At 44.3% G+C, this 16973-nt stretch carries 22 protein-coding genes; 12 read left to right on the top strand and 10 right to left on the bottom strand.

Features of this window, described 5'->3' with window-relative positions:
- Positions 1 to 240 precede the first annotated feature (240 nt).
- Positions 241 to 660: a MarR family winged helix-turn-helix transcriptional regulator gene (locus tag SB724_RS10325; RefSeq protein WP_095060295.1), complete on the top strand. Its 420-nt coding sequence runs from the start codon at positions 241 to 243 to the stop codon at positions 658 to 660.
- 37 nt (positions 661 to 697) lie between these two features.
- Here the strand turns inward: SB724_RS10325 and SB724_RS10330 are convergent, their stop codons facing one another.
- Positions 698 to 886, bottom strand: coding sequence for a 2-hydroxymuconate tautomerase (locus tag SB724_RS10330; RefSeq protein ID WP_410571019.1), 189 nt, complete (start codon positions 884 to 886; stop codon positions 698 to 700).
- Positions 887 to 991: 105 nt separating this feature from the next.
- On the opposite strand from SB724_RS10330, the gene SB724_RS10335 reads away from it, so the two are divergent.
- From SB724_RS10335 to SB724_RS10345, 3 genes are all read left to right on the top strand, one after another.
- Positions 992 to 1651 (top strand): site-2 protease family protein, encoded by a 660-nt coding sequence (locus tag SB724_RS10335; RefSeq protein WP_003151043.1) that lies wholly within the window; start codon positions 992 to 994, stop codon positions 1649 to 1651.
- Positions 1652 to 1663: 12 nt separating this feature from the next.
- A complete protein-coding gene (locus tag SB724_RS10340; protein WP_410564012.1) occupies positions 1664 to 2182 on the top strand; it encodes a YwhD family protein in 519 nt (172 codons plus the stop codon).
- Positions 2183 to 2325: 143 nt separating this feature from the next.
- Positions 2326 to 2757, top strand: a complete 432-nt coding sequence (locus SB724_RS10345) for a hypothetical protein (RefSeq protein WP_342019151.1) — start codon at positions 2326 to 2328, stop codon at positions 2755 to 2757.
- A 24-nt stretch (positions 2758 to 2781) separates the two neighbouring features.
- On the opposite strand, the gene SB724_RS10350 is transcribed toward SB724_RS10345, so the two are convergent.
- On the bottom strand, positions 2782 to 4854 hold the full coding sequence (locus SB724_RS10350; RefSeq protein WP_101670745.1) for a transglycosylase domain-containing protein: 2073 nt from the start codon (positions 4852 to 4854) through the stop codon (positions 2782 to 2784).
- A gap of 199 nt (positions 4855 to 5053) precedes the next feature.
- On the opposite strand from SB724_RS10350, the gene speE reads away from it, so the two are divergent.
- The 3 genes from speE to SB724_RS10365 all read left to right on the top strand — a co-directional run bounded on the left by speE (position 5054) and on the right by SB724_RS10365 (position 7202).
- Complete coding sequence (speE, locus tag SB724_RS10355) at positions 5054 to 5884, top strand: spermidine synthase (RefSeq protein WP_003151052.1); 831 nt, start codon at positions 5054 to 5056, stop codon at positions 5882 to 5884.
- A 58-nt stretch (positions 5885 to 5942) separates the two neighbouring features.
- On the top strand, positions 5943 to 6815 hold the full coding sequence (gene speB / locus SB724_RS10360) for an agmatinase (protein ID WP_410571021.1): 873 nt from the start codon (positions 5943 to 5945) through the stop codon (positions 6813 to 6815).
- 168 nt (positions 6816 to 6983) lie between these two features.
- Positions 6984 to 7202, top strand: a complete 219-nt coding sequence (locus tag SB724_RS10365) for a helix-turn-helix transcriptional regulator (RefSeq protein ID WP_003151056.1) — start codon at positions 6984 to 6986, stop codon at positions 7200 to 7202.
- 590 nt (positions 7203 to 7792) lie between these two features.
- Here SB724_RS10365 and SB724_RS10370 read toward each other — a convergent pair.
- The 7 genes from SB724_RS10370 to SB724_RS10400 form a co-directional block, all read right to left on the bottom strand.
- Positions 7793 to 8305: a stage II sporulation protein M gene (locus tag SB724_RS10370; protein WP_410564003.1), complete on the bottom strand. Its 513-nt coding sequence runs from the start codon at positions 8303 to 8305 to the stop codon at positions 7793 to 7795.
- 43 nt (positions 8306 to 8348) lie between these two features.
- A complete protein-coding gene (locus SB724_RS10375) occupies positions 8349 to 8630 on the bottom strand; it encodes a hypothetical protein (RefSeq protein WP_007407643.1) in 282 nt (93 codons plus the stop codon).
- A 186-nt stretch (positions 8631 to 8816) separates the two neighbouring features.
- Positions 8817 to 9002 carry a DUF4177 domain-containing protein gene (locus SB724_RS10380; protein ID WP_007407642.1) on the bottom strand — a complete coding sequence of 62 codons (186 nt, stop codon included), beginning with the start codon at positions 9000 to 9002 and terminating at the stop codon, positions 8817 to 8819.
- 34 nt (positions 9003 to 9036) lie between these two features.
- Positions 9037 to 9240 carry a hypothetical protein gene (locus tag SB724_RS10385; RefSeq protein WP_007407641.1) on the bottom strand — a complete coding sequence of 68 codons (204 nt, stop codon included), beginning with the start codon at positions 9238 to 9240 and terminating at the stop codon, positions 9037 to 9039.
- A gap of 13 nt (positions 9241 to 9253) precedes the next feature.
- Entirely contained in the window at positions 9254 to 9457 is a 204-nt protein-coding gene (locus SB724_RS10390; protein WP_003151064.1) for a helix-turn-helix transcriptional regulator, read from the bottom strand.
- Positions 9458 to 9654: 197 nt separating this feature from the next.
- On the bottom strand, positions 9655 to 9774 hold the full coding sequence (locus SB724_RS10395; protein ID WP_021494790.1) for a PhrC/PhrF family phosphatase-inhibitory pheromone: 120 nt from the start codon (positions 9772 to 9774) through the stop codon (positions 9655 to 9657).
- The gene (locus SB724_RS10400; protein ID WP_410571024.1) at positions 9758 to 10903 is read right to left on the bottom strand and encodes a response regulator aspartate phosphatase; all 1146 of its coding nucleotides are present in this window, start codon (positions 10901 to 10903) and stop codon (positions 9758 to 9760) included. Before SB724_RS10400 ends, SB724_RS10395 begins: the two co-directional genes overlap by 17 nt.
- Before the next feature lie 290 nt (positions 10904 to 11193).
- Between SB724_RS10400 and SB724_RS10405 the strand changes: the two genes are divergently transcribed.
- The 4 genes from SB724_RS10405 (at position 11194) to fnr (ending at position 15427) form a co-directional block, all read left to right on the top strand.
- A complete protein-coding gene (locus tag SB724_RS10405) occupies positions 11194 to 11622 on the top strand; it encodes a YwiB family protein (protein ID WP_014419128.1) in 429 nt (142 codons plus the stop codon).
- A complete protein-coding gene (argS, locus tag SB724_RS10410; RefSeq protein ID WP_007407633.1) occupies positions 11619 to 13289 on the top strand; it encodes an arginine--tRNA ligase in 1671 nt (556 codons plus the stop codon). Before SB724_RS10405 ends, argS begins: the two co-directional genes overlap by 4 nt.
- Before the next feature lie 133 nt (positions 13290 to 13422).
- Entirely contained in the window at positions 13423 to 14613 is a 1191-nt protein-coding gene (gene narK / locus SB724_RS10415) for a nitrate transporter NarK (protein ID WP_032875893.1), read from the top strand.
- 97 nt (positions 14614 to 14710) lie between these two features.
- Positions 14711 to 15427 (top strand): fumarate/nitrate reduction transcriptional regulator Fnr, encoded by a 717-nt coding sequence (fnr, locus tag SB724_RS10420; protein WP_007407631.1) that lies wholly within the window; start codon positions 14711 to 14713, stop codon positions 15425 to 15427.
- A gap of 30 nt (positions 15428 to 15457) precedes the next feature.
- Here the strand turns inward: fnr and SB724_RS10425 are convergent, their stop codons facing one another.
- Positions 15458 to 16177 carry a YwiC-like family protein gene (locus SB724_RS10425; protein ID WP_410571027.1) on the bottom strand — a complete coding sequence of 240 codons (720 nt, stop codon included), beginning with the start codon at positions 16175 to 16177 and terminating at the stop codon, positions 15458 to 15460.
- Positions 16178 to 16319: 142 nt separating this feature from the next.
- Between SB724_RS10425 and SB724_RS10430 the strand changes: the two genes are divergently transcribed.
- Positions 16320 to 16796, top strand: a complete 477-nt coding sequence (locus SB724_RS10430; RefSeq protein WP_007407629.1) for a cyclic nucleotide-binding domain-containing protein — start codon at positions 16320 to 16322, stop codon at positions 16794 to 16796.
- Positions 16797 to 16973 lie beyond the last annotated feature (177 nt).

Below are 16973 nucleotides of genomic sequence, written 5' to 3' on the forward strand. Positions count from 1 at the left end.
TCAGATTATCCTTTCCGTCAAACGCAGTCACCCTTAATGATTTTACCTGAATCATGTCTATAAAACCAGCATTGCATAAAAGGGATGGGTGAAAAAGTAGGAGATAATAGTCTGTATAGGGCAGGATAAAAGTTGCGGGCTTTCCGGCCGAAATTTTGACTTTCCCCGCGAGGTATCAGTAAAATGTAATAAAAAACAATCAAATGATGATGGATGCATCTTGAAATGGGGAGTTTCTGCATGGAGCACGATATATTGCAAGCAAATGTACTGGATTACGCGCTCACGAAATATTTAAAGAGCACGAAAAAGCTTGATGAGGCGACAATTCCGAAGAGTATAAACAATATCAGAGGATTTATTCTCAGGATTATTTACCGGCACGGCACGTGCACGATTAAAGATATATTGCAGGAAGTCACATTATCGCCTTCAGCCACGACAACCGCTCTGAATCATTTAGAAAAAGAGGGTTTCGTGGAAAGGTCGAGAAATAACGAAGACCGGCGCACGGTATGGATGACGCTTTCCGAATCGGGAAAAATGGCGGCCGTGCAAATGATTGAAAACCGGCAGATGCTCATTGACGAGCTGTTTGAAAAATTGACAGAGGAAGAAAAGAACACCTTTTTCAGCCTCGTTGAAAAAGTAATGAAATAAGCCGGCCTGACATAGCAGCGCCGGCCATTATCAAGGTTTACTCCGTATCGCTGATCCGATTGCCGGCGACGGCGTAATGATCCTTTCTCATTTCTTCAATCATGACAATGATCTTTTCTTCGGCTGCGCCTGTCGTTTCTTTTACGGCTTCTGTCACTTTTTCAACCAGATTCCGTTTTTGTTCATCTGTGCGGCCTTCAAGCATTTTAACGGTTACGAGCGGCATGGTGCTGATCCTCCTTTATCGTTTCCTCTCTTTGGAAGAGAGGTCACTTATAGTATACTGAATGAAGGACAATCTTGCATTTTTTAAAAAAGGGGATTTTTACATTTGGACAGATTTTTATATTATCCGCTGGAGCTTATGCCCTATGTCGTGATTACGCTGATCGTGGCATTTACGATGCATGAACTGGCGCACGCGTATGTCGCGTATCGGTTCGGAGACGATACCGCGGCGAGACAGGGCAGATTAACGCTCAATCCGATTAAACATCTTGATGTTTTCGGAACGATTCTAATTTTGGTCGCGGGTTTCGGCTGGGCCCGTCCGGTGCCGGTGAACCGCCGCGCCTTTAAAAGACCGCGGCTGGCGGGAGTGCTGGTTTCCGTCGCCGGGCCTGTAAGCAACCTGCTTCTTGCCTTTATCGGTTTCTTTTTGCTAGTGTTGATGCATGCTTACGGAATGGAGCTGCTTTCTGCATTCAGCATGGGGCTTGACCGCTTTTTCTCTATTTGGATTCAGCTGAATCTCGCGCTGTGTTTATTCAACCTGCTGCCGCTTCCTCCGCTTGACGGCTACCGGATTATTGAGGATCTCGTGCCGCCGCGGGTGCGCGCCAAAATGACTCAGTTTGAGAGCTACGGGATTATCGTGTTTCTCGTGCTGTTTGTGACACCGGTCGGCTCCTATGTCGTGTGGCCGCTGTTAAGCGAGGGGAGAGACTGGATTCTCAAGGTATTTGCCATTATATTTCAACCGCTTTTGTAGGAGGGTATTTTCATGGAAGAAAAAAAGAAGAAAACAATCGGATTTAATATTATTAAAAGTGATCCGACCGACGGACATGGCGGTTTTGGCGCCGGGGCGCTGAGCCTTGACAATATTTCTCCGGTATTTGTCGATGTGGAAGAGAAGGAAGCCTTCGTTGACATCGGCGCAATGCATGCCCGCAGTGTCGTTGAAAAAGGCATCAAATTCCTGCCGGACAAAGATGAAGTGCCGAACGGAAAACCGTACTGGCTTGTGTGGGTCACCATCGACAGAAAAGAAGAAGGCCCTTATTACGCGGGTGTGACGGCTTGTGAAATGACCGTGGACAGAAGTATCCGCAGAGGCTATAAGTCATTGCCGGAGCATGTGAATTTAATGGATAAATCAATGAAGCGCTGCATTATCGTGGACAAAATGGACGCCAGCTCAAAGCAGGTGCTTGCTGAATTTCTGCAGAAGCATGACCAAGGGCTATGGGAACGTTCATCCGATGAATTGAAAACAGGTCTGCTTCCGGAAGAAAAATAATTTGTGAACTTTTTGTGAACTTTATAAATATTTGCACTATTTTGCAATTGTACTGAGTAAACTGTTGATACAGAATCAGGACATGGAAAGTCCCGAGCCGAACCAAGACTCGGGGTTTTTCATGTTTACGCGGAGGTTTCATCATGTTCACCGTTTTTGAAATCGGGCCTTGGGTCATTGAAGCAGATGCGGCGGAAACGAGAAAACAATACGAAAAATCATGGCCTGATCCTTGCGATTGCGGGCACTGCCGGAACTTTTCCGAGGCGGTGAGTCTTCTTCCCGCCGAGAAAACAAGGCTGTTTACGCAGTTTGGGATTCGTCCGGCTGTCTGTCACGACTTGGGGGAGCATGGAAAGGAAAACGGCCTGCATCATTATGCGGGCAGCTATCCGATTGTCGGCAGGCTTAGGGAAGGCTGGCCGAAGTTTCATATCGAGTGGGCGGGAGATATCCGCTTTTCGTTTTCATTGCCGAGTACAACATTTTTTATACCGAAGGGTTTTCCTGACCCTATTATCCATCTCGACTTTTCTCTTTTGCTCCCATGGGTGCTTGAGGAAGACGCGGATTAAAGCCCGGCGCGCAATGCACCGGGCTCAGTCTTTTTTGCCGAGCCACTTATCCCACCATTTTTTGCGCGGAGCTTCTTTACGGGCGGGGGCGTGTTCCTTTTCTTTTTTAGACGGTTCCGCTCCGTAGCACACATCCGCGGGCTCAGTGCCTGCGATGAAATACGTATAATGTTTCGCGGCGCAGCCAGGTCCCGAAGTGTAGCCGGAAGCGGGATCGATATAGACGCCCGTGACGCCCTTCGGCGGTTTAAGCGCTATTTCCGGTTCTCCTTCGAGTGCCTTCTCCATAAAGTCCGCCCAAATCGTCTTCGCATAGCTTTTTTCTTCTACTGAATCAATCGTGCTGCTTTTGTCATAGCCTGTCCATACACCGGCGGCAAGAGCCGGGTTAAAGCCGATCATCCAGCTGTCTGCGCTGGTCGTGCCTGATTTACCGCCATAGGTTCGGGTCAGCCGGTCAGAAATGGTGCGTCCCGTGACGGAAGTATAGCCGTTTAAATCCTGATCAAACATGCCCGTCATCATGCTCGCCGTCACAAAAGCGGCTTTTTTATCAAGCGTCTGCTGATGTCCGCGCGGCTGTTCATACAAGACGTTGCCGGCGGTATCCGTCACTTTTGTGATAAAGGAAGGGGTGATTTGTTTTCCCCCGTTTGCGAGCATCGCGTAGGCATTAACCATCTCAATCGGGCGCACGGGTTCAGTTCCTAGCGCCAGAGACGGAAGGGGCTTTAAATGTTCGCTGATGCCGAATTCCTTTGCCGCCGACACGAGCTTATTCATGCCGAGAAAGAGATGGGTCTTCACGGCATAAATGTTGTCTGATAACGCAAGCGCCTGAAGCAGCGTAATCGGTTTATTGGCGTAGTAGCCGTTGTAATTGCTTGGAGAATAAGTATCTCCGTTGTCGTCAATCTGGAACTCTGTGGCTTCGCTTTTCATCAGCGTGACCGGTGTAAAGCCGCTTTGAATCGCTTTGTAGTACAAAAGCGGCTTGATCGTGGAAGCCGGCTGCCGTTTCGCCTGTGTCGCCCGGTCAAACGGGCTTTTTTCGTAGTCACGTCCGCCGAGAAGCGCAAGCACGCGCCCTGTTGCCGGATCAATCGCGGAAAAGCCGACCTGAATGTCAGAGCCGGTACGGATCGTATGTGCCACAGTGTTTTCCGCAATCCGCTGCATGCGCTTATCAAGCGTCGTATAAACACGCAATCCGCTCGTTGCGAGCTGTTCGCGCGTCATGCCGAGCTTTTTCTCGAGTTCTTTCATCGCATCATCGTAAAAATAAGGCGCCGTTTTCGCTGCGGTTCTGTTTTTCAGCGGCTGATAGGCAAGCGGCATTTTCTTAAGCCTTTCCGCCTTTTCGTTTGAGATCATTTTTTGTCCGGCCATCAGTCGGAGAATGGTTTCCTGGCGCTGTTTGGCCTTCTTTTCGCTGACATATGGCGAATAGCCGGACGGGCCTTTCGGTATGCCCGCCAGAAGCACGGCTTCCGCATCGTTCAGATCTTTGGCGTGTTTGCCGAAATACAGGCGGGAGGCGGCTTCAATTCCATATGCGCCGTGGCCGTAATATATCGTATTTACATAACCTTCTAAAATCTCGTTTTTAGAATAGTTCTGTTCAAGGCGGATCGTGTAAAATGCTTCGTTCCATTTTCGTTTCCATGTCTTATCATGCTCAAGGTAGAGATTTCTCGCGTATTGCTGGGTGATGGTGCTTGCGCCCTGAACCTTGGCCATTGCCTTTATGTCAGCCAGCGCGGCGGCGGCCATCCGCCGGTAATCAAAACCGTGGTGATTGTAAAAGTTTTGATCCTCCACCGCAATCGCGGCCTGCACCGCTATCGGATTGATATCTTTTAACCGGACCCAGTAGCGCTTTTCCCCGAAATCGGTCTCACCTAGCTTTGAGCCGTCATTTGCATAAAGAATCGTAGACTGAGGAACCCGGACGGAGGGGGCCCCCTGCCATTTCGCTGCAAGAAGAACGGATGTGAAGCAGACGCCGGCCAGCATTCCGCCGATCAGTGTCAGAAAGATGCAGGCGCGGATGATTTTGAACGTGATTCTGAGCTGTTTTCCAGATACTTTATCCACTTTTGGGAACCCCCTTTTTCATGATTCTATTATTATGTGAAAAAAGGGGGTTTTTTAAACATATCAAACCGGACACTTCTTTACTTTTTTCCCTCCATCCTCTATACTTTTTCCTTAGGTGAAAATGAGATTTTAACCGGAATAAAAGCGATACAGACGCTTACAATAAATGAAATAAGCCTTGAAAGGGAGATGACAATTGAGCGAGCTTTGGTATACGGAGAAGCAGACGAAGAATTTCGGCATTACATTAAAGGTGAAACAAACATTACATACGGAACAGACGGAATTTCAGCATCTGGAAATGGTGGAGACAGAAGAATTCGGCAACATGCTGTTCTTAGACGGAATGGTCATGACTTCTGAAAAAGACGAATTCGTCTATCATGAAATGGTTGCGCACGTCCCGTTATTTACGCACCCGAATCCGGAAAACGTCCTCGTTGTCGGCGGCGGAGACGGCGGTGTCATCAGAGAGATTCTGAAGCACCCAAGCGTAAAAAAAGCGACGCTTGTCGACATTGACGGCAAGGTTATTGAATACTCTAAAAAATTCCTTCCGTCCATTGCGGGCAAGCTTGATGATCCGCGCGTCGACGTGAGAGTCGATGACGGTTTCATGCACATCGCGAAATCAGAGAATGAGTATGACGTCATCATGGTTGATTCAACAGAACCGGTCGGACCGGCCGTCAATCTGTTCTCAAAAGGCTTCTATGCCGGAATTTCCAAGGCGTTAAAAGAAGACGGCATCTTCGTCGCGCAGACGGACAACCCGTGGTTTACACCGGAACTGATTACAAACGTACAGCGTGACGTGAAAGAAATCTTCCCGATCACCCGTCTGTATACGGCTAATATCCCGACGTACCCGAGCGGCCTGTGGACATTTACGATCGGTTCTAAAAAGTACGATCCGCTTGAAGTGGAGGACAGCCGTTTCTTTGACATCGACACGAAATATTATACGAAAGAGCTTCACAAAGCGGCATTTGTTCTTCCGAAATTTGTGAGCGATTTAATCAAATAAAAACGTACGGCGCAGGAGCGAATCTTGCGCTTTTTTACAGGAAAGCGAGGGTTTTATCATGAGGTTTGATGAAGCATATTCAGGAAAAGTATTTATCGCAAGCCGCCCCGACTGGAAAGAGGCGGACGCCATCCTTTACGGCATGCCGATGGATTGGACGGTCAGCTACCGTCCGGGTTCGCGGTTTGGCCCGGGGAGAATCCGCGAGGTGTCTATCGGTCTTGAAGAATACAGCCCGTATCTCGACCGTGACTTGGCTGATTTGAATTTCTTTGACGCCGGCGACATTCCGCTCCCGTTCGGCAATCCGCAAAGAAGCCTTGATATGATTGAAGAATACGTGGACAGCATTTTAGAAAAAGGCAAGTTCCCGCTCGGCATGGGAGGGGAGCACCTTGTATCATGGCCTGTCATAAAAGCCATGTATAAGAAGTTTCCGGACCTTGCCATCATTCATTTTGACGCGCACACCGACCTGCGCACGGATTATGAAGGCGAACCGCTTTCCCATTCTACTCCGATCCGCAAAGCGGCCGAGCTCATCGGGCCGCAAAACGTATTTTCATTCGGCATCCGTTCCGGAATGATGGAAGAATTTGAATGGGCGAAAGAAAACGGCATGCACATTTCTAAATTTGAAGTGCTTGAGCCGCTGAAAAAAGTGCTGCCGCAGCTTGCGGGACGCCCTGTTTATGTCACCATCGATATCGACGTGCTTGACCCCGCTCATGCGCCGGGCACGGGCACGGTTGACGCAGGAGGCATCACGTCTAAAGAATTGCTCGCGTCCATCCATGAAATCGCGCGCTCAGAAGTTAACGTAAAAGGCGCTGACCTCGTAGAAGTCGCGCCTGTCTATGACCACTCAGAACAAACCGCAAACACGGCAAGCAAGATGATTCGTGAAATGCTGCTTGGGTTTGTGAAATAAAAGAATTTCCCCCGCTTGAAACATGGCGGGGGATTTTTATATTGTATATAAACTACTTAGAAGTTAGTAAAAGCAACATATTATTTTACCATTAATAATTGATGTTATTGATAAAAATTATATAATAGGGTATTATTTAGTAAATACATCTTTAGAAAGGAAGTTAGAATGAAAACAGCAGTAGAAAATGAATTGGAATTAAAAAAGATTGAAATTTCTGTAATTAAACTGATAATTGCTGAAAAACCTAATAAAGAGATCGCTAAGTCATTAAACTACTCGCAGCGTAATGTCGAATATATCATAGCCGGTCTCTGTAAAAAGTGGAATGTGAGTACTAGAGTGGGTATTGTTTCGGAAGCATATAAAAGGAATTGTATACAGTGAACGAAATGAAAGAAAAACCCCTATTGAGGGGGTTTATTTATATATGCTAAAAAAACATTCTATATAGGAATGCCGTAAAAATAAAAACTGAGATTGTCAGGTAGTTCAAATTCGTTCTCCATTTCAGAAGAATAAACAAAAGAAATAAGTATGCAATATTGAACAAATCAAAGATAGAAAAAATCAAATGATTACTTGTGAAAAATAAACTAGTGTTTGGATGTTCTGCGAAAATGTTTTTGAATGATATAAGAAAAAACTTAATTGCGACCGGGATGTTAGAAAACATAAATAGGGAATAAAAGGTTTTAATCTTAATTTGAGCGCCAAGAAAATTTATAATGAGAAATAATACAAATCCTTCAAAAATCACCCCGAACATTAAAAGTAACAGTGCGGCTATCGCAATGATATAATCTAAATGTTTTACTTGCTCAACAACTTGTATAGGGATGTTTTTGGGAATTAAACTTTTCATAAAAGGCAATAGGGAACTTAAATAAAAAGCTAACCCGATAATATAAAACAAAAATGAGGACAAAAAATTAATGTTTCGGTCCTTAAATGAAGATAATTCAATTTGCATAATCCTAAGAGACTCCTTTTATAAAGATAGGTGTAATAAATGTTTCTAACATAGCTGCTATAATTAAACCGAGAAATATAATACCAATAAATTTAAAAGTGAATTTTAAATTTATTTTGAGGAGTAATAAATCCAAAGTTAATTTCATTCCTACAGAAGCTGCAAGAAGCAATACCGGGACTTCAATTATTCCATGGGGTATAACAAGCAGTAAAAGGTTTAAATTGTCTTTGATGTTTCCTATGGCATTTCCTAAAATTAATCCATTAATAATTAAAACTGCAATCGTGCCAAGTGACAGCGTCAACGGGCCTAAAAAAACAAGCAGACTCGCTACTTTAATATTATTAAAGAAAATCTGAAAAAAATCCGGACGGATATTTCGATTTAGATTATTTACATTTGAAGCGGGAGCTGTATAAAAATATGCTGTAAATAAAGCAATTAAAAATAAGATCAGACAGATTATGTACAATTTGACTAAAACGTTCTTTTTAAACAAAGTATTTTCATCCATTCGTTTAAGGGACTGCCAGGGATATTGAATTTAATGTTTTATGTTAAGCTGCTGCTGTACTTGCTGCAGCCAATTGTTCTAAAACGGCTAATGGCAAGCCTGCACCAAGAGATCCTAAAACAGTAATGATAGCCAGGACTGAACCCGTTGCGGTGATAGCACTGACAATCCAACTAGGAGCTATTATTCCAGCTCTGTTTAAAATATCGATGACATCCATGCTTAAATGATTATGTTTTATACTGAAAAGAGCGAGAACAATGATTCCTGATGCTACTAATGTAAAAATCGCTTTACTATTTTGTGTTTTTAAAAGTAGACTCATTTTTTCCTCCAATTTTTTCAATATCCCCAGCAAGTTAAATAATAAAATATATTGGAAGCTATTTGAATTGCGGATTTCCGAAAAAAATATTTTAGAGGTGAAATCCGTTAAGGTATCTGCTGACTTATTTCAGTACAAAGAAAGCCGGACCATATGTATGATCCGGCTTTCTTTGTACTGAAACATTTATACTTTTTTTTCAAGAATAATATCAAAATAATCGGCTGCCCCATAACCTGAAATAGGAGGAGCAAATATTTGAACCAGCTTCCACCCTTGCTGCGAATACTTTTCAATAATTTCTTTATAGTCTTCTTTAGGCTTTCCTTTCCATCGGTTTACTTCTACTTTTATGAACTTATATTCGTACATTGGTGTATAATCCTCCGGAAGTGTATTGGAATTGTTACCTTGTTTTTCGATTATGATAAACTTGAATCCATAAATAGAGCGCGCAGCCTATTAAAAGTATTGGAAATTGCCATCCTGTATTTCCGTTTTTAAAATAATCTATTAATGACCATATCAGTAAAGCGACAGTATAAAAACTAAATGCTATTCTGGCGGCTATACCCGATTGGTGTTTTTGCATCTCATCCATTTTCTTCATAAGAACCGCTCCCTTAATTTTTTTTGGCGTTATAGTTGAATACTTTATCTATTCCCGTATTTAATGCGTGAGCTATCGAAAATGCCAGACTTAAAGTTGGGTCATATTTATTATTTTCAATTGCATTGATGGTTTGTCTGGTCACATTGCAGAGCTTAGCCAGATCATTTTGTGAAATATCAGCTGCTGTTCTAAGTTTTTTTATATTGTTATCCACTAAAACCCTCCTTAAATATTTTTGTTTTTATTTTAAATTTTCAAATTTATATATATTTATTTTAAATAATATATGTATATGTGTCAAATACTTTTTACACATTTGAATTTTAAGGTATACTTTTTGTTTTTGCAAATTAGTTGTTTATATAAAAAACGGCTTGCAGTTTAACCTGCAAGCCTAAAAGTAATCATCATTTAAATCATTCCGCGCTGAGCAACTTCAAATTGATGTTCCGGTGCACTTGCAATGTCGGCTGAAACAAAAATAGTGCCTATCGCTAAGCAAGTAAGTGCTAATTTATACTTCAATTTCATACAACTTCACACCTCCTTGAATCTTGTGTCTTGTTTCTTCCACCTTTAAAAAATATGCGGAAGCCTTCTCGAAATTTTCTCTTTCATGATAATATTTTGCCACATCTAAGGCAAAATCTTCAAGATCAGCATACATCGATTTATCTCTGAGAAAGTCAAAACATTCCATGATTGCTTCTTCATCAGGCTCACCGACATATAAAGATTCTAAAAATTCATACTCGGCGATATATAGGGAATCTTCTGCCTCCTCTGCATAAGATACCCCTTTGTCATGATATTGTCTGGCTATGGCCATATTTCCGATTTTATAATGTATTTGTGTGATTAAGAAATAGGCTTGCGGGAGAGAAGTGATGATGTTCCCATCTTCAAAAACAGCTATTGCCCGTTTTATGTAATCAATGGCTGGTTTGTAATTTTCTTGGCTGTTAAAACAAAGTCCGATATTATATAGAGTCCGGCCCATTAATTGAGGCTGCTGTTCTGCCTCTGCCATGGCATAAGCCTTTTTAAAATGCTGAATTGCTTCATCATATTGCTTTAAGTCAAGAAAGTTGGTAGCGAACAATGAATGGCACTGAAGCACCCTTATATTATATGCCTCCTGCTTATGATAAATTTTATAAGCCTGCCGGGCATAATCCATAGAAAAATAAGTCTGTTTCATATAATAGTAGGACTCTGACATCTTAAAATAAAATTCAGCTTTCTCGATACAATCTTTGACAAAATCAAGCTTATATTCAGCTTTCTTAAAAAACTGAATCGCTGAAAGATATTCACGGCATTCCAGCTCATACATACCCCGGAAAAAATTAAAATAATAATCAAGACGTCCGGTCAGCCGGGCCTGCTTTTTATCAATTTCCGCGAGCAGATCCGATAGTCTCGGCTGTTCTTCTATCCGCTGCGATTCCAGCGGTTCGAGGTATTCGAGCATCAGATTGTGGCGGAATTCCATGAGAGAATAGTATAGATGAAGATCCTGATCATCTTCCAGGCCTGCAAGTTCTTCTTTGATTTCTCTCCGCAAGTACTCGGCGTCCGGGATGCTGAACCTTCGAATGTACATATACCATTCGTTGATTTTTTCTCCAACCGCTGAAGATGATAAAACACTCGCCACTATTCCCAATCCCTCCCTTCCACGTTATGTATATGACATATTTTATCATTTTCATTCGGAAGGATAGCGCAAAAATACCGCAAACTTTTCCCCGTTGACAAGCCGTCCGCCGAAGGAGCAGCATTTTTCCCGCAGCCTAGGATTTCCGTTTTTTTCATTTTCCTTAAAAATCATGTTTATCTTCAAAACCAATCAGCAAAGATGGTAAGATAGGAGGAAGCGGTTGAACTTTTTCCCTTGAAAACTTATACTATTCAGGTTAAGCGGGATGATGAAAAGGAAGTGTCAGCATGAGACAGGAGACACCAGTAGCCATTCATGTGCAATCATTCATACACAACGGCTCAGAAGAAGAGTCGGTTGAATTTACATCGAGTGGATTCTATTACGTGAGAAACGGCAAAACGTATCTTTCCTATCACGAAGAGCATGATTTGGGCAAGATTAAAACGGTCGTCAAGATTACAGAAAAAGAGATTCTCGTGATGAGATCGGGCGCCATCCAAATGAAACAGCGGTTCATTCCGGGGGCATCGACACTCACTCAATATAAACTGCCGTTCGGACAAATGGAGCTCCGTACGGAAACGAAAAACATACAAGCTGATGTCGGCGGTTCGGAAGGCTCCGTCAAGATGACATATAACATGACTGTAGGCGAAAACCAAGAACATGTACATAACATGACGATCCAATATAAGGAGGAAACAAAGGCATGAACATTGCGGAACAAATGAAGGACGTGCTGAAGGAAGAGATCAAAGCGGCCGTTCTGAAAGCGGGCCTGGCGGACGAAAGCCAGATTCCAAGCGTACTGTTAGAAACGCCGAAAGAAAAAACACACGGTGATTATTCCACAAACATGGCGATGCAGCTGGCGAGAATCGCAAAAAAAGCGCCGCGCCAAATCGCTGAGGAGATCGTGGCGTCATTTGATAAAGGCAAAGCTTCCATTGAAAAGATGGATATTGCGGGACCCGGCTTTATCAACTTTTACATGAACAACAGCTACTTAACAAAACTGATTCCGTCCGTGCTTGAAGCGGGTGAACATTACGGGGAGACAAACATCGGACAAGGCGAAAAGATTCAGGTCGAATTCGTATCGGCCAACCCGACGGGAGATCTTCACTTAGGCCATGCGCGCGGCGCGGCGGTAGGTGACGCGCTGTGCAGCGTGCTTTCTAAAGCGGGCTATGATGTGAGCCGCGAATACTATATTAATGATGCGGGCAACCAGATTAACAACCTGGCGCTTTCCGTTGAAGTCCGTTATTTTGAAGCGCTCGGTCTCGAGAAACCGATGCCGGAAGACGGCTACCGCGGCGAGGATATTATTGCTATCGGGAAAAAGCTTGCCGAAGATTTCGGCGACCGTTTCGTACATGAAGAGGAGAGCGAACGTCAGGCGTTTTTCCGTGAATACGGCTTAAAGTACGAGCTTGATAAACTTCGCTCCGACTTGGAAAATTTCCGCGTGCCGTTTGACGTATGGTATTCTGAAACGTCACTGTACGAAAACGGAAAAATTGATCAGGCGCTCGAGGCGCTTCGCGAAAAGGGCCATGTATACGAAGAGGACGGCGCGACATGGTTCCGTTCCACAACATTCGGCGACGATAAAGACCGTGTGCTGATCAAAAAAGACGGCTCATACACTTATTTGCTGCCGGATATCGCATACCATAAAGACAAACTTGACCGCGGATTCGACAAGCTCATCAATGTATGGGGCGCGGATCACCACGGGTATATTCCGCGTATGAAAGCGGCAATTGAAGCGCTCGGTTACAAGAAAGGCACATTGGAAGTTGAGATCATTCAGCTCGTTCATTTATACAAAAACGGCGAAAAAATGAAGATGAGCAAACGTACGGGGAAAGCCGTAACGATGCGCGACCTGATTGAAGAGGTCGGCCTTGACGCGGTCCGTTATTTCTTCGCGATGCGCAGCGCTGATACGCACATGGATTTTGACTTGGATCTTGCCGTATCCACATCTAACGAAAACCCTGTGTATTATGCGCAATACGCACATGCACGTATTTGCAGCATGCTTCGCCAAGGGGAAGAGCAGGGACTTAAACCGGCGGCAGATCTTGATTTCAGCCATATTCAATCAGAAAAAGAATATGACCTGCTGAAAACGATCGGCGGCTTCCCTGAGGCAGTGGCAGAAGCGGCGGAAAAACGCATTCCTCACCGTGTCACAAACTATATTTATGATCTGGCTTCCGCTCTGCACAGCTTCTACAATGCGGAGAAAGTCATCGATCCGGAAAATAAAGAGAAGAGCCGCGCGCGTCTCGCTTTAATGAAGGCGACGCAAATTACGCTGAACAATGCGCTTCAGCTGATCGGCGTATCCGCTCCGGAAAAAATGTAATGATGATCAAAGGACAAAGTCTTCGGGCTTTGTTCTTTTTTTGTATATAAAGCGTGTGATGTAATTCACAATCCCGCACACTGAGTTTTTGTATGATAAGACTGATATTGAATCAGTGAAAGGGGCAAGCCGAATGATCAATCGTCAACATATTCAATTATCGTTGCAGTCATTAAGCTTAGTGGCAGGGTTTATGGTGTGGGTGCTGATTTCATCGCTCATTTCTCAAATGACATCAGATATTCATTTAAGCAAAGGCGAGATTTCATTGGTGACGGCGATTCCCGTTATTCTCGGATCGCTTCTCCGTATTCCTTTAGGATATTTAACGAACAGGTATGGCGCGCGGCTGATGTTTATGATCAGCTTCATCCTGCTTTTGTTTCCTGTATTTTGGATCAGTATCGCGGATTCTTTGTTTGATTTAATCGCGGGCGGCTTTTTCTTAGGGATCGGGGGAGCGGTATTCTCCATCGGAGTGACGTCCCTCCCGAAATATTATCCGAAAGAAAAGCACGGTGTCGTCAATGGGATTTACGGTGCCGGAAACATCGGGACCGCCGTTACTACCTTTGCGGCGCCGGTTATCGCTCAAGCCGCGGGATGGAAAGCAACCGTGCAGATGTATCTTGTTTTGCTGGCTGTTTTCGCATTACTGCATGTTTTGTTCGGCGACCGGCATGAGAAGAAAGTCAAAGTTTCCATAAAGACACAAATGAAAGCCGTTTACCGAAATCATGTGCTGTGGATGTTGAGCCTGTTTTATTTTATTACGTTCGGCGCCTTTGTCGCCTTTACCATCTATCTTCCGAATTTTTTGGTTGAGCATTTTGGGCTGAGCCCTGCGGACGCCGGTCTGCGGACGGCCGGATTTATTGCGGTCTCTACGCTGCTCAGGCCTGTGGGAGGATTTCTTGCAGATAAACTGAGTCCGCTCCGCATTCTGATGTTCGTTTTCGCAGGGCTTACGCTGTCAGGCGTCATGCTGTCATTCTCCCCGACGATCGGCCTTTATGCGTTTGGATCGTTGACGGTGGCAGTCTGCTCAGGGATTGGAAACGGGACTGTATTTAAACTGGTGCCTTTCTACTTTTCGAAGCAAGCGGGGATTGCCAACGGTATTGTGTCAGCTATGGGCGGACTGGGCGGTTTTTTCCCTCCGCTGATTCTGGCAAGTGTATTTCAGGCAACAGGCCAATACGCGATCGGGTTTATGGCGCTTTCGGAGGTCGCGTTAGCCAGCTTTGTTCTTGTGATCTGGATGTATTGGCAGGAAAAAATGAAAACACATACGGAGAGAAACAGTCAGAGCCTCAATTCATAATGATCCATTCACAAGATTGTTAGTTTTTTCTGGGTGAGTGCAAATCAGGTCACGTTACAATATACATACGCAACGTGACTTTCTTCGAGGTGAGCTCATGAATATTCTCTCTGTCCGAAAATCTGATAAAGAACTTCTTTCCCGCGAACTGCATGAATTGCTGGAATCGATCAGTACGAAAAGGAAAATGAAAAAACACACGTATTTGTTTCAAGAAGGAATGGATGCAAAAGAGCTTTATCTGATTCAATCAGGACTCATTGAAATCGGCAAGCTGACGTCTGACGGAAAAGACCTGACGCTTAGAATCTGCCAAAAAAACGATATTGTCGGGGAATTGACGCTATTCACAGATGAGCCGAGATATATGCTCAGTGCGAAAGTGTTAGAGGATGGCGAGGTGCTCGTCATTAATAAAAACAAGCTGGAAAAGGAATTGATCCAAAACGGTGTTTTGACGTTTGAATTTATGAAATGGATGAGCACCCATCTTCGAAAAATCCAGTCCAAGATCAGGGACCTGCTTCTTCACGGCAAAAAGGGGGCGCTCTATTCCACCCTTATCCGCTTATCAAACAGCTACGGGGTGGAACGAAGTGACGGGATTCTGATTAACATTGTGCTGACAAATCAGGATTTGGCTAAGTTTTGCGCGGCGGCAAGGGAGAGCGTCAACCGCATGCTGGGAGACCTCCGCAAACAAGGGGTTATTTCGATAGACGAAACCGGAAAAATTATTTTGCACAAGCGGGACTATTTACGATGCGAGATCGAGTGTGAAAATTGTCCGCTTGAGATCTGCAATATTGACTGAAAAAACAAGGACAGCGCTGTCCTTGTTTTTTCACCTTGTGATAAACAGGCACATGACGGCAAGAAAGAAGCCGGCATTTACGATTTCCAGAATGCCGATCGTTTTCACCGGCCAGTCTCTTCCGTGAAAAAACCAGGCCCGCAGACTGCTTGGGATAAAAGCGAGAAACGCCCAGCCTGCCCCGAGAAGAGCCGATAAAAAGGGGAGCAAGAGGTGATATCCCCACGACCAGTATGCAAAGGTTCTGTTTTTTCTCTCCCGTATGACCGATTTCACATAAAAAGAACTCCCGACAAAAAATAAAGCGGATTGCAAGAATAGAAACCAAGCCCAGCCGTCAAGGGTTCCCGTTCCCAGCCAGCAGCTCGCAAGCCCGCCTGAACAAAAGAACAGAACACCTGCAATATTATTCGTGAGCGCCCGTTCGTTTTTTCGGCGGGCATAATGCGTATGTATGAGAAACAGCGGCAATAAAAAAACGCCGATCCAGACGAGCTGCGGCTTATGAAAGACAGAAATGATCAAAAAGCAGCAGGCCGGAAAACCGTAATACCATATCCACTTTTGATAGGGCTGAAGCTGTTTCTTTTTCAAAGCGAGCGAAACGGGATAAACCGTCAAGTAAAGGAACAGCCAGCCCAAAAAGAGCGGAATATGCCAGAAAACCGGGCATCCCTTGACCATGCCGAGTAAAAATGGAATCAGCAGCATCGCCCATGCGCCGTGCTGCTTCGGAATCATCGCCTTCATCGAAACCCTCCTTTTTATTTCATTATAAGTGCAAACACTCTCCTGATAAGTGACTTTTATCATACAAGCTGTGAAATACATCACTGCCGCGCGGGCTCAATCGGGCTACACTAAAGCTATCCTTAGCACAGGAGGCTTTCCTATGAATCAGTGTGACTATTTATTATTTCTGAAACAACTTCCTATGTTTAATGAAGTGCCTCTGTCCATTGTCGAAACCTTGCTGAAAAACGGGACGTTTATCCGCGGCTCATCTGACCAATCTCCATCCTTTCTTCATTCACAATCCGTTTATATTGTATTAAAAGGCAATATCCGTTTTACGGACAGCAGACTCCCTGAAGGGTCGCAAACCGTTGCGCTGTGGGAAAAAGGCGATGTGTTTCCGATTGATGAAAAAGGCGGGCTCTCTTTATCGCCTTTTATCTCAGTCAATGCCTCACCGGATATTCTAGTACTCCATATTCCATATTCCGTATTTAAGCAAATGATGTCTTACCATCCGCGGCTGCAAATGAACTTTTTGGCGATGCTTCAGCAAAATGTCTTCTGTTCCTATCAGTTGTTTTTGCGATATCTGCACACATCACGGGATGAAAACGCCGAACCCGGTTCTTAAACAGAACCGGTTTTTTTTGACGACGCCGGGCGTCCTCATATCGTTTGAAAATCCTTCCTGCTGCTCTGTGTGAACGTTTTGTGAAAAAAGCAGAGTGTGTGACATAGTTCACAAGGTGATGCGCCGTCTCTGTTTATAGTGTACATAGCATCACCTGACTCGGAAGGAGTGAACGAT

Origin of the sequence: Bacillus sp. SIMBA_031, assembly GCF_046535225.1 — a bacterium.
Taxonomy (GTDB): Bacteria; Bacillota; Bacilli; order Bacillales; family Bacillaceae; genus Bacillus; species Bacillus velezensis.